General features: G+C 68.0%; 13 protein-coding genes and 1 tRNA gene. 4 read left to right on the plus strand and 10 right to left on the minus strand.

The features are described from left to right. The first annotated feature begins 43 nt into the window (after window positions 1-43). The gene (locus NGM07_RS12215) at window positions 44-310 is read left to right on the plus strand and encodes a DUF7535 family protein (RefSeq protein WP_253511826.1); all 267 of its coding nucleotides are present in this window, start codon (window positions 44-46) and stop codon (window positions 308-310) included. Between the two features lie 25 nt (window positions 311-335). On the opposite strand, the gene NGM07_RS12220 is transcribed toward NGM07_RS12215, so the two are convergent. Both NGM07_RS12220 and NGM07_RS12225 read right to left on the minus strand, forming a co-directional pair. Further along, window positions 336-1,331 (minus strand): ornithine cyclodeaminase family protein, encoded by a 996-nt coding sequence (locus tag NGM07_RS12220; protein WP_253511828.1) that lies wholly within the window; start codon window positions 1,329-1,331, stop codon window positions 336-338. Between the two features lie 84 nt (window positions 1,332-1,415). Then, a complete protein-coding gene (locus tag NGM07_RS12225; protein WP_253511831.1) occupies window positions 1,416-1,784 on the minus strand; it encodes an Ig-like domain-containing protein in 369 nt (122 codons plus the stop codon). Window positions 1,785-1,922: 138 nt separating this feature from the next. On the opposite strand from NGM07_RS12225, the gene NGM07_RS12230 reads away from it, so the two are divergent. After that, the gene (locus NGM07_RS12230) at window positions 1,923-2,480 is read left to right on the plus strand and encodes a hypothetical protein (RefSeq protein ID WP_253511834.1); all 558 of its coding nucleotides are present in this window, start codon (window positions 1,923-1,925) and stop codon (window positions 2,478-2,480) included. Window positions 2,481-2,720: 240 nt separating this feature from the next. Here the strand turns inward: NGM07_RS12230 and thsB are convergent, their stop codons facing one another. The 7 genes from thsB to NGM07_RS12265 all read right to left on the minus strand — a co-directional run bounded on the left by thsB (window position 2,721) and on the right by NGM07_RS12265 (window position 9,285). Beyond that, a complete protein-coding gene (gene thsB / locus NGM07_RS12235; protein ID WP_253511837.1) occupies window positions 2,721-4,373 on the minus strand; it encodes a thermosome subunit beta in 1,653 nt (550 codons plus the stop codon). 320 nt (window positions 4,374-4,693) lie between these two features. Further along, window positions 4,694-4,775, minus strand: a tRNA-Ser gene (locus NGM07_RS12240). A gap of 53 nt (window positions 4,776-4,828) precedes the next feature. Beyond that, a complete protein-coding gene (locus NGM07_RS12245) occupies window positions 4,829-6,376 on the minus strand; it encodes a M61 metallopeptidase family protein (RefSeq protein ID WP_253511840.1) in 1,548 nt (515 codons plus the stop codon). Between the two features lie 72 nt (window positions 6,377-6,448). Next, complete coding sequence (locus NGM07_RS12250; RefSeq protein WP_253511843.1) at window positions 6,449-6,667, minus strand: DUF7981 family protein; 219 nt, start codon at window positions 6,665-6,667, stop codon at window positions 6,449-6,451. 1 nt (window position 6,668) lies between these two features. Further along, window positions 6,669-7,049 (minus strand): RidA family protein, encoded by a 381-nt coding sequence (locus tag NGM07_RS12255; RefSeq protein WP_253511845.1) that lies wholly within the window; start codon window positions 7,047-7,049, stop codon window positions 6,669-6,671. A 117-nt stretch (window positions 7,050-7,166) separates the two neighbouring features. Then, window positions 7,167-8,378 carry a threonine ammonia-lyase gene (ilvA, locus tag NGM07_RS12260; RefSeq protein ID WP_253511847.1) on the minus strand — a complete coding sequence of 404 codons (1,212 nt, stop codon included), beginning with the start codon at window positions 8,376-8,378 and terminating at the stop codon, window positions 7,167-7,169. A gap of 481 nt (window positions 8,379-8,859) precedes the next feature. Further along, window positions 8,860-9,285 carry a gamma-glutamylcyclotransferase family protein gene (locus NGM07_RS12265; protein ID WP_253511850.1) on the minus strand — a complete coding sequence of 142 codons (426 nt, stop codon included), beginning with the start codon at window positions 9,283-9,285 and terminating at the stop codon, window positions 8,860-8,862. A gap of 147 nt (window positions 9,286-9,432) precedes the next feature. Between NGM07_RS12265 and NGM07_RS12270 the strand changes: the two genes are divergently transcribed. Next, window positions 9,433-10,812: an MATE family efflux transporter gene (locus NGM07_RS12270; RefSeq protein ID WP_253511853.1), complete on the plus strand. Its 1,380-nt coding sequence runs from the start codon at window positions 9,433-9,435 to the stop codon at window positions 10,810-10,812. Window positions 10,813-10,867: 55 nt separating this feature from the next. Beyond that, window positions 10,868-12,109, plus strand: coding sequence for a potassium channel family protein (locus NGM07_RS12275; protein ID WP_253511854.1), 1,242 nt, complete (start codon window positions 10,868-10,870; stop codon window positions 12,107-12,109). Here the strand turns inward: NGM07_RS12275 and NGM07_RS12280 are convergent. Then, complete coding sequence (locus tag NGM07_RS12280; protein WP_253511857.1) at window positions 12,106-12,369, minus strand: DUF7536 family protein; 264 nt, start codon at window positions 12,367-12,369, stop codon at window positions 12,106-12,108. The two genes, NGM07_RS12275 and NGM07_RS12280, sit on opposite strands and share 4 nt — an antisense overlap. Between the last annotated feature and the right edge of the window lie 93 nt (window positions 12,370-12,462).

Here is a 12,462-nt window from a genome sequence, read left to right on the forward strand (position 1 = left end):
ACCGCCGAAAACGCTTACCTTCCGGTCGTCGATAGGACGGGGTATGAGTCAGGGGGCTTCCGACGCGGGCGCCGAGAGCGCAGTACCCGAACCGGTGAAGAAGGCGATGCGGACGGTGACGCCGCCGTTCCGCGGACGGCCGGACGCCGAGATGACGGTGATCGGCACCGCGTACTTTCTGGGACTCGTCATCCTGCTGATTCCGCTGTTGCCGTTTCTCGTGATCGTGTGGCTCGTCTCGAAGGTGATGGGCGTGTTCGCGAAGAAGGCGCCGACCGAGCAGGTGACCGAGCGACTGCCGGGGCGGTAGAAGGAGCGTTCGGCGCGGCGCGGCTTTACTCGACTTCCGACCCGATGAGGTCGAAGGGGTAGCCGTTGTCGTTGTCGTCGGCGTGCTCGTAGACGACGTGGGCCGCGGCCACGTCCTGGATGGCGAGGCCCGTGGAGTCGAAGACGGTGATGCCGTCGTCGGCGGTCCTGCCTTCGAGGTCGCCGACCACGATGTTGCCGAGTTCGCCGTAGATGTCGTCGTCGGTCAGGACGCCCTCGTGGTACGGGACGTTGATCTCGCCCGAGTGGGTGGTCTGGGCGTGGTCGTCGATGACGAGTTTGGCGTCGAGCAGAATTTGGTCGGCGAGTTCGTGCTTGCCCTCGGCGTCGGCGCCCATCGCGTTGACGTGGGTGCGCTCGCCGATGGCCTTGCGGGAGACGATGGGCTTTTCGACCGGCGTCACGGTCGAGAGCACGTCGCACTGGGCGGCCTCCTCGATGGACCCCGCGCGGACGTCGAAGTCGGCCTCGAAGTAGTCGATGAAGTCGGCGACGGCCTCCTCGTCGGGGTCGCTGACGACGACCTCCTCGATGGGTCGGACCGTCGAGACGGCCTCGACCTGGGTGTACGACTGGACGCCCGCGCCGACGACGCCCATCGAGGTGGCGTCCTCGACCGCGAGGTGGTCGGTGGCGACGGCGGCGGCCGCGCCGGTCCGCTTCATCGTGAGTTCGGTGCCGTCCATGATGGCGAGCGGGAAGGCGGTTTCGGGGTCGGAGTAGACCATCGTGCCCATCACGGTCGGGAGGTCGAACCTGTCGGGGTTGTCGGGGTGGACGTTGACCCACTTGATGCCGGCGGCGTCCCAGTCCTCGGCTTCGAGGTAGGCCGGCATCGAGCGGAAGTCACCGTTGTACTGCGGGAGGTCGATGTAGGATTTGGCGGGCATCTGTGCGTTCCCACGGGCGTACGCGGCGAACGCGTCCTCGACGGCCCGGATGACCTCCTCCATCTGCGTGTTCTCGTCGACGGCGTCCTGGTTCAGCAACAGCGTGTCCATACCCGAACAGTTCGTCCGCCTCCACTATAAATTACCTAAAACGGTGTCGAATCGTGCAGGGTTTGCCATGCAAATTCCCGGAGTTCAACACTCCCCTTCGCCGAAGGCGATTTCGTCGGACCGGACGCGGACCGTGAGATGGTTGCAGTCGGTCACGTGCCACTCGTGGCTCGCGGCCGGCGTTCCGTCAATGGCTACCGTCAAGTCGTACGTACCGTACTCGGCGAGGTTCTCGATGGTGTTCTCCCCCGGCGTGAGTCTGTGTCGCGTGGAACTGACCGTCTCGCCGTCGGGGAGGGCGACGACGACGTCCGCGGAAACTGGACCGTCCGTCTCGTTTATCGCGGTGAGGTCGTTGGCGCGCGGGTCGTGATTCGAGCGGAGACTCGCACAGCCTGCGAGAACCGCCGTCGTCAGCGCGGCGGACTTCCGGAGGAACGGGCGGCGTCGCATATCGGGACCCTGGTTCGTCGTCACGAAATTCTTTGCGTGTGACGTCTCTCTCGCGGTCGGTACTCGCTTCAACTTCACTCTCGTCTGCACCGCCCCAACACGCTCTCCTGGCTGGAAACCGTACGTTCGCGCGATACCATGGACGACTCGCTCTACTCGAGTCTTCCCCGGCGAATCCGACACCGAATCGGTCCCGTCGTCGACCGAATCGCCCGTCGAGTCGGCCAACCGGACTACCGCGTCCGGCCCGCGGGATACGTCGGAACCGTCCACCGTTCGATTGACGACGTCGAATCGACGCTACGCGACGGGGGGTTCGTCTGGGACCCGATGAGCCTGTACCACTACACGCCGGCGGGCAGCACCACCGACGGAAGCTGGGTGTACCGGCCGTCGCGGTTCGCCGACCGACAGCTACACGTCGTGCTCTTCGCCCAGACCGAGAATCGCATCGACCTCTACGCCCACGAGGAGTACAACTGGAAGCGCCATCCGTTAAAGCACGCCGCGGAAGAGGACATCCGCCGCCACGAGGGGTCCGCCGAGATGCGCCGGTGGCTGGAGAAGCGAGGGATCGCGTACGAGTCCGAACCGAAGATAGTTCGCAGAGCCGAACAGGTCGTCGAACGATTTCGAGAGCGCATCCGCGGACGTGACTTTGCCCCGCTGTTCGGCCTTTGGGGCGGGACGCGATAGCGGCCTGCGTTCTTTCTGTCGGGTGTCGGGACGACCCTCGTCCGCGAACGATCGGTGGTAAAATTCGAAAGAAGCAGGAACTTGGTCGGGAAGACGATTCGACGCGTTGACCTCGGCGGCCGAGTGCGGTCGAACGGTGCGGCGGTGGTCGGGAACGGGCGTGAGTGGGCTACTGCCTATCTTACATCGGCTACGTCGAGCGGAGCTCGACGGCCTATGAAAATCGGTCGAAGACCGATTTTACATAGCGCCGCCCATACCGCCCATGCCGCCCATGCCGCCGCCCATGCCGCCGGCGCCGCCCTCGTCGTCGCCCTTGTCGGTCGACAGGTCGCCGGCCGAGATGATGTCGTCGATTTTCAGCACGAGGTTCGCGGCCTCGGTGGCACTGGAGATGGCCTGCTCCTTCGAGTGGGCGGGTTCGACGACGCCCGCCTCGAAGGTGTCCTGCACGTCGCCGCTGAACACGTCCAGACCGGCGCGCTGGTCGCCGTCGTCGTGGGCCGCGCGCAGGTCGACGAGCGTGTCGATGGAGTCCAGGCCGGCGTTCTCCGCGAGAACGCGGGGGACGAGTTCGAGCGAGTCGGCGAACGCCTCGACCGCGAGCTGTTCGCGGCCCTCGACGGAGTCGGCGTAGTCGCGGAGACGACCCGCGACCTCGACCTCAATGGCACCGCCGCCCGCGACGACGCGGCCGTCGGAGACGGTCTGGGCGACGACGTCGAGCGCGTCGGTGACGCCGCGCTCGAGTTCGTCGACCACGTGGTCGGTCGAGCCGCGCAGGAGGAGGGTGACGCCGTGGCTGTCCTCGCCCTCGACGTAGAACAGTTCGTCGCTCTCGTCGCGAGTGACGCTACCGTGGCCGAGGTCCTCGGCGGAGGCGCTGTCGAGGTCCGAGACGACGTTCGCACCCAGGACCTCCTTCAGGAAGCCGACGTCGCTCTTCTTGACGCGCCGGACCGCGAGGATGCCCTCCTTCGCGAGGTAGTGCTGGGCCATGTCGTCGATGCCCTTCTGGCAGAAGACGACGTCGGCGCCGGTGTCGACGATCTGCTGGACCTTCTCCTTGAGCTGAGCCTCTTCCTGGTCGAGGAAGCTCTGGAGCTGGTCGGGGTTGTCGATGCTGACGCTGGTGTCGACGTCCGTCTCCTCGATCTCGACGGCCTCGTTGAGCAGGAGGATGTCGGCGTCCTCGACGCTCTTGGGCATGTTGTCGTGGACGGGGTCCTTGCTGATGACCGCGCCCTTGAGGAGTTCGGACTCGCCGGCCGAGCGACCCGTCTGGGTCTCGGTCTTGATGAACTCGAGGTCGACCGTGCCCTCGACGGTGACCTGCTGGACCGCGTCGACGATGATCTGGCTGAGCGCCTCCTTGTTGAGTTCGGCGCCCTTGCCGGTCATCGACGTCTCGGCGACCTTGCGGAGGAGGTCCTCGTCGTCGGGGTCGACGTTCTCGGCGACGTTGTTGACCTCTTCGCGGGCCTTCTCGCTGGCGAGGTGGAAGCCCTTGATGATGGCGGTCGGGTGGATGTCCTGTTCGAGGAGGTCCTCGGCGTTCTTGAGGAGTTCACCGGTCACCGCGACGGCGGTCGTGGTGCCGTCGCCCGCTTCGTCCTCCTGTGTCTCGGCGACCTCGATGATCATCTCGGCCGTCGGGTTGTCGATGTCCATCTCCTGGAGGATGGTGACGCCGTCGTTCGTGATGGTGACGTCTCCCATCGAGTCGACGAGCATCTTGTCCATCCCTTTCGGGCCGAGGGTGGAGCGAACCGCGTCCGCGACAGCGCGGGCCGCGGTGATGTTGTGCTCCTGGGCGTCCTTGTCCTTGACGCGCTGGGACTCCTCGGACATTACGATCATCGGCTGGCCTTGCATTCGACCTCGCTGACTCATGGTTCAGTAGAAGATATGATTGCCCTTCTATATAAAACTTTACTCCGACGGTCGAACCCGCGGTTTTACTGTCTAGAATCGAAGCCCGTAATATCGCTTGCAGGCGTCGGGTACCCCTCCATTCCCGTGCGAATGGTTAGCAAGAGGCTGGACGGCCGCCGGACTCGGTTCGGTCGGGTTTATATGCCTTCGTCCTCCGGGCGCGCTACCCGTCGTTGCGTCACTTGCATTCCCTGCGCATTGAGTTGTTTAAACCCCGCCCGTTAACTCGCCGGAGAGACATGCAGCCGAAACTGTGCGTCGGTAACTCGCTCGAAAAACGCCAGGACAGGGATTTGAACCCTGAATCCCGGAAGGGAACACGCTTTCCAGGCGTGCGCCTTACCGTTCGGCCATCCTGGCTCAGTACTGAGTAACCGAGGGCCGCATTTAACCGCTTTGTTTCGAAGACCGGACTACGGTCGCCCCGCCCGGAACGCCGCGAAGACCAGGGCCGCGAGCGCCGGGACGACGCCGAACCCTGGGGTCGAGGCTCCGGACGACTCGTCCGTCGTCGATACCGTCGTTGACGAGGGCGTCGCACCGGCCGTCTCCGTCGCCGTCGCATCCCGCGTCGCGGTCGCCGCTGAGTGCGTCGTTGACCCGGTCGTCGTGGATTCGGTCGTGGTCGGTGTGCCGGGTTCTCCGCCGTCGGGAAGCCCGTCGCCGTCCGAGTCCAGACGGAACGGGTTCAGGTCCCGCGACTTCTCCTCGGCCGCCGGGAGACCGTCGCCGTCGAAGTCGCGTGGTCCCTGCGGTCGGGTCACCCAGTCGCCGCCGTCGGGCATCGGTGGCGTCTCGTTCGTCGTGAAGTACCGGTCGAGCCACGCGTTGAGCGACCGGCCGGCCACGGTGGCGACGTCGCGCTCGAACTCGGCGTACGAAACCCGCCCCGAACGTCGGTTCAGCAGGTAGACGACGTCGGCGAACGTCCGCGTTCCGTTCGTCACGTTCCGGATGCGAGCGTCGAGGGCGGCGAGCACGCGGGGTCCGCGCTCGTACGGGATACCGCCGTGCTGCCACGTCGACCGGTCGGCGAGCACCGCATCGGGATACTTGCCGCCGGCCGCCTTCTCCTCGAACGCCTTGTAGGACAACTCGCCCTGCTGATGTGCGAGCAGGAGGTCGTAGTACGACGCGCTGCCCTCGATGAACCAGGCCATCCGCTCCTCGGTGTAGACCGACTGGCGCGTGTGGACGTACTCGTGAAGCAGTGACTGGCGCGTGTACTCGAAGGGCCACCTCTCCCCGGCCGGAACCAGCATCACGTCGCCGCTCGCCGACCCGGCGTGGATGCCCTCCGTGAGCGCCACGACGGTCACGTTGCCGCGATTCCCGACGCGGAAGTCCCGCGACGCCGCCGAGAGCACTCGCCGATAGCGCTCGACCGCGACGCTGCCGGCCCGGGGCCGCACGAGGCGGAACTGCTCTCGGTCCCCGGTCCAGTTCGCGGTCCGAGTGGGACCCATCAGTCCGATATGCCCGACGCCGGTCCCGTTACCGCCCGCGAACCGGTACTCTCGCTCGAAGTCGCTCTCCCGGAAGCGCGTCCAGTTCCCCCCGTCCGTCCGGACCCGCCCGCGGACGGTGGCGCGGGCGAGCGCCCAGTCGCCGGTTTCCACGAACGGACCGGGCGCGCCGTTGTCGGTCGTCTCCACCGGAACGGTGAACGAGACGGTCGGGTCCGCGGTGTCGCCGTTCCAGCGGTAGTCGCAGAAGTTCCCGTACTCGGTGTCGAACCCGGTGACCTCGACCGCCGTCGCGTCCGGAGGGAGGCGCACGCAGAGGCCGTCGACCCTTGCCGCGAGTTCGTAGGTCGCGGAGAATCGCACCGACCCGGCGGTTTCGGGCGTTCGGTCGTACGTTCGTACTTCGGTGACGTCGGGTCCGGTCGACCGGTCGGCGGCGACCGCGGGACTCGCGGTCGCCATGAGGAGGAGAAGCACCGCGAGCCAACGTTTCATGACCGACTCGAAAAACCGTAATTTGATAAGTCTTTCCGGGTGGCGTTTCGGAGTCGAGACGCGGAACGGAACTCACTCGTCTGCGGATTCGTCGGAGGGACCGCCCGCAAAGACGCCGTCCGCGACGTACGACAGTGCGGTCGCGCCGCCGAGGACGACCAGCGCCGTGCCCGCTTTGACCGCAACCGAGTAGCGATGGCCGGCGATCAGTTCGTACCCCTGGAGGAGCACCAGGAAACCGAGCGTTCCGACGACGCCCCACAGGAGGCTGGCTTTCAGGCGAGGACGCACGTCACTCGCTGGAGGCGATTGCTTCGATTTCGACGCCGACGCCCTTCGGGAGGTTGGCGACCTCGACGGCGCTCCGGGCCGGCGGGTTGTCCTGGAAGTACTCCTCGTAGGTGTCGTTCATCTCCTCGAAGTTGTCGATGTCGTCGAGGAAGACCGAGACCTTCAGCACGTCCTGCATGGTCAGGCCCTCCTCTTCGAGGATGGCCTTGACGTTCTCCAGGCTCTGGCGGGTCTGGACCGCGATGTCTTCGTCGTCCAGGAGGTCGCCGTCGGGCGTCATCGGTATCTGGCCGGCGGTGAACACGAGGCCGCCGTTCGTTGTCGCCTGGCTGTAGGCGCCGACCGCGGCGGGGGCGTCCTGCGTACTGATGATTCGCTTCATACCGGAGTTTGTGTCTGCCTCCGGCTTAAACCTACTCAACGACCCCGCCCGGAAAAACCGGGCGCGCCGATGCGGGTCGCGGCGACCCGCATCGGCGCGCGTCTCTCGCGGGCGGACTCATTCGAGTCGCGTAACGGCGAAGTCGGCGGCTTCGAGCGCGTCGAGCAGGTCGGCGACGTGCTCCGGTCCTCGCGTTTCGAGGTCGATCTCGACCTCGGTGGCGTTCATCGCGATGTCCCGGGAGGTCCGGTCGTGCTGGATGGCGTAGATGTTCGCGCGGTGCTCGGCGATGATCTCCAGGAGTTGGCGGAGTTCGCCGGGCCGGTCTTTCACCTCGGTCCGGATCTTGGTGTACCGGTCGGTGTGGACCAGTCCGCGCATGATGACCGTCGTCAGCATGTTCATGTCGATGTTGCCGCCCGACAGCACCGGGACGACGACCTCGTCTTCCTCGTACTCGACCGCCCCGGCGAGCAGGGCCGCCAGCGGCACCGCGCCCGCGCCCTCGACGAGCGTCTTCGCGCGTTCGAGGAGGTGGGTGACCGCCACCGCGATTTCGCCGTCCGAGACGGTGACCACCTCGTCGACGTACTTCTCGATGACGGGGAACGTCCGCTCGCCGACGCTCCGGGTGGCGATGCCGTCGGCGATGGTGTCGACGCTATCGAGGGCGTAGACTTCGCCCTTGTCCAGCGAAGTGGCGACGCTCGACGCGCCTTCGGCCTGAACGCCAACGACCCGGGCGTCCGGTCGCTGGGACTTGACCGCGGTGGCGATGCCCGAGATGAGGCCGCCGCCGCCGATGGGGACGACCACGGTGTCGACGTCCGGCAGGTCCTCCAGAATCTCCAGACCGATGGTGCCCTGGCCGGCCATCACCATCTCGTCGTCGAAGGCGTGGACGTAGGTCCGGCCCTCCTCGGCCTCTATCTCGCGGGCCGTCGCCTGGGCGTCGTTGTAGTCCTCGCCGTCGAGCACCACCGTCGCGCCGTAGCTACGGGTCGCTTTGATCTTCGAGATGGGCGCGTTCTCGGGCATTACGATCTTAGCGTCGACGCCGCTCTTGGTCGCGGCGAGCGCGACGCCCTGGGCGTGGTTGCCCGCGCTGGCGGTCACCACGCCGGCAGCTTTTTCGTCGTCCGAAAGCGTCTTGATGCGGTTCGTGGCGCCGCGAATCTTGAACGACCCCGTCCGCTGGAACGTCTCCAGTTTGAGGTGGACCTCCGCGCCGGTCATGGCCGAGAAGGTGTGCGAGTAGTCGAGCGGCGTGCGCCGGGCCGTCTCCTCGACGCGCGAGCGCGCGTCGACCACGTCGGAGAGTTCGAGCATGGAGGACTGTAGTCGCGGAACGTCTTTAACGCTTTATTTACGGCCCACGGCGCACGTTCGGATTCCGACGAGGATACCGAACCGCCCCGCCGCTCGACGGCGGGGCGGTTCCGTCGCCCCGGCGACGAAACGATTCGCGTCGCTCGCAGGCGAGTCGACTTCGTCCCCGCCCGGCAGACCGGCCGCTCTCGGGCGTTGCGTCGAAGGGGGGAATGTGAGGATGTATGCGCGAAGCGTGTGACGCGCACTCGAATCGACCCGCGGCAGGTACTTAAACCCCCGGTGGCCGGACTGAAAGTGAAAGTGCAAGACGGCGTCGGGGTGAAACGGCCGTCAGACGGGCGGCACACACCCCGTCTGACGCGAGGACGACGGCCGTCATCGGCGGCCGCGCGGCGTCTCGACGGCGTTTCGGTGATGCCCCGCCCGCGACGAACGACGGCCGGAGCGACCGCCGGGGGGACCGGCGTCTACCGGTCGCTCAGCGGTCGCTCGTTCGAACGACGACGCCCCGTTCCCGGACGTACCGCCGGACCCGCTCGGCGAACGGCCCCTGGCCGGGCCAGTCGGCGTCGGCGCCCAGCGGTTCGGGGTCGCCGACGTAGACGGCGACATCCTCTACGTCTGCATCGCTACCGCCGTCGTCACCGTCGCGCTTCCCTCGCTCCCGCGGCACGCCCACCCGAACGTAGAGTCCGCGCTCGACGCCCTCGTAGGCGTCGAGCGCCTCGATTTCGGGCGTCCGGAGGATTCTGCCCGAGACGGTCCCGCCCGGCGCGAGCGTCGGATACTGTCCCTCGACGCGGCGGAGTCCGTCCAGCGTCGCGTCGCCGACGAACTCGAACGCCGAGACGACGCGCGAAACGCGGTCGGGGTCGGTCAGCGTCCCGTAGACGAACGCGTCCATGGGTCGCGGTTCGGGGCCGGCGGAGTTGTGCGTTCCGGACGGACGGGGCCGGCCTCGAACGCGGCCCGTCTCGAAGGCGGTCGCATTCGAGGCGTCGCCCGGTTCCGTTCCGATACGCTGATTCCCCCCGCGCCGGAGACGAGTACCATGGTCGCCGGACTCTGCGCGCGGGTGTTCGCCGTCTGGCGGCGCGTCCTCTCGCTGGCGTGGCCGGTGATGGCCGACCACACGCTCCGGACGCTGATGCGGACGACCGACGTCGTCGTCACCGGACTGTTCTCCCCGGCGGCCGTCGCGGCCATCGGACTCGCCGACCTCTACGCCCGCCTGCCCCTCCGCATCGGACTCGGACTCGGCGGGGGCGCCGTCGCGCTCTCCAGTCAGGACACGGGGCGCGACGCGACAGCGGACCGCGACGAGGCCGTGACCCAGGCGCTGGTCGTCGGCGTCCTCGCGGGCGTGCCGTTCGTCGCCCTCGGGTTTCTCCTCGGCGAGCGCGCCATCGCGTTGCTCGGCGCGTCCGACCGCGTCGCCGAGATGGGCGGCGCCTACCTTGCCGTCGTCTTCGCCACCGCGCCCGCCCGGCACGTGGCGCTGATCGGGGCGCGGTCGCTGCAGGGGACCGGCGACACCCTTACGCCGATGTACGTCAACGTCGTCGGGAACCTGCTCAACATCGCCGGCACCGCCGCGCTCGGCCTCGGATTGGGTCCGTTCCCGCGCCTCGAAATCGTCGGCGTCGGACTCGCCACCGCGTTCGGAAACGTCGTGGTCGCGGTCGCGCTGCTCGCGGCCATCGGCGGGCCGTGGACCGACGCGTCGTTCGCTCGCCCGACCGACGCCACCATCACGCGCCAACTGCTGGCCGTGAGCGTGCCGCGAACGCTGGAGGGATTCGCCACGACGGCCGCGGAGTTCCCGTTCAACGCCATCCTACTGGGTTTCGGCACCGAAGTCAACGCCGCCTACCAGGTCGGCCTCCGACTGCGCCAGCAGGTCACCAGCCCGCTCGCGCGCGGCTACCGCGTCGCCGCCAGCGTGCTCGTCGGCCAGACGCTCGGCGCGGGCGACCCCGAAGGCGCCCGGTTCGAGGGGTGGGCGACCGCCGCGCTGGCGCTGCTGACCGTCGGCGCCGCCGGCCTCGCGCTCTTCTTCGGCGCGAGCGCGTTCGCCCGCCTGTTCACGTCCGACCCCGCGACACTGGAGTACGCCGCGGACTTCGCCCGGGCGTACGGACTCGCCGCGCCCTTCCTGGCGCTGCTCACCGTGCTCTCGGGCGCGCTCCAGGGGGCCGGCGACACCCGGACGCCGCTCGTCGCCCGCGCGACGGGGATGTTCGGGATTATGGTCGGCTTCTCGTGGCTGTTCGGCGTCCGCCTGGGGTACGGCGTCGCGGCGGTCTACGCCGCCATCGTCTGCTTTTTCGTCTGGTCGTTCCTCGTCGTCGCGGCGGGGTTCCGGTACGGCGACTGGGCGGCCCGGGCCGCGGAGATGATGGACGAGCGCGCCAGTCCCGAACGCGCGTAGCCCGACTCGCGACTCGCTACGAACGTTTTTACGGGGAGGCGACCAACCGCCACGCATGGACACGCCGGGCGAGGTGGAGTACGAACCCGTCAGCGTCGTGGAACTGCTGTCGGAGATGAAAGACACCGCCGAGTTGCTCATCGACCTCTCGTTCTCCGCGGTGCTCCACGGGAGCGACGACATCGCCCGCGAGGTGCTCGACCTCGAATCGCGGATGGACGTCCTCCAGTTGCGCGCCCGGATGAGCCTGCTGATGGCCGCCCGGACGCCCGACGACGCCGAACAGCTCGCGCCCGTCCTCGGGGTGGTCGGCGCGGCCGAGAAGATAAGCGACGCCGCCGGCGACATCGCCAAGGTCGTCCTGGAGGACATCGGCCTCCCCGAGGCGATGCGAGCCGCGCTCCCGGAGGCCGTCGAGACGCTCGTCCGGGCGGAGATCGCGGCCGACTCGCCGCTGGCCGACCGGACGCTCGGCGACGTGAACATGGAGACCGAAACCGGCGTCCGCGCCATCGCCATCCACCGCGGCCGGGACTGGATCACGAACCCCGACCGCGAAACCCGGTTCGCGACCGGCGACACGGTCCTCCTCCGGGGTCCCGAGGAGGGCATCGCCGACGTGTTCGAGCGCGCGACCGGCCGAACGTACGAACCGCCCGACCCTCCCGAACCCGGCATCGAGGACCTCGAACGCGCTGTCGACTCCATCGTGCTGATGAAGAACATCAGCGAACTCGCAGTCGACCTCGCCTACGGGAGCGTCCTCTTCGACAGCGAGGCGGTCGCCGAGGAGGTCGTGGAACTCGAAGCCGAGGTCGACGCCCTCCAGTCGCGCTTCGAGGCCTGGACCCTGCGCGCGGCCAGCCGGGTCGAAGACCCCGTCTCGCTCCGGGGCCTGGTCCACCTCGCCAACGCCACCGAGGTGATGAGCGACGCCGCCCTGGAGATCAGCGAGGGCGTCCTGCGGGGGCTGACCACCCACCCGGTGGTCGAGAAGGCGGTCGAGGAGAGCGACGAGGTCATCGTCCGCCTGACGGTCGAACCGGGCAGCGACTTCGACGGCGTGACGCTGGGCGAGCGTCAGGTCAAGACCGAGACGGGGATGCGCGTCCTCGCAGTCCGCAGACCCGCCGAGAACGGTCCGGTCGGCGGCGAGGCGGCGGCCCAGGAGGACGAGCGCGGCGAGTGGGTCATCTCGCCTGGACCGACGACCGAACTCCGGGCGGGCGACGTGTTCCTCGCGAAGGGGACGCGCTCGGGCGCCGAGCGCCTCGAAACGCTCACCGCCGCTCTCTAGAGGTCCTCTTGCTTCGCGAGCCGATAGGCCGATATTAGCGTCAGCACCGTCGTCGTCAGTGCGCCGAGCGCCGACGCCAGCACGAAGCCCAGGCCGACGTAGTAGACGCTCGGCCGGCGGGTCCCCGGGAGGAAGACGAAGAACGCGAGCACTGCGAGCGTGAACAGGACGCCGAACGCGAACCCGCGGACGGCGTTCCGGCGGACGTTCAGCGCCGCGACGAAGTTTGCGCGCGGGCGCTCGGGGACGTTCTGTGACACGTTCGGCGATTGGGCGCGTCGGGTAAAAGACGCGTCGGTGTCAACTCGCGGACCGTGGGAGTCGCCCCTGGCCGGAACCCCGACGCCCGTCCG

It is taken from the genome of Halorussus vallis, from assembly GCF_024138165.1.
In the GTDB taxonomy this organism is placed as follows: Archaea; Halobacteriota; Halobacteria; order Halobacteriales; family Haladaptataceae; genus Halorussus; species Halorussus vallis.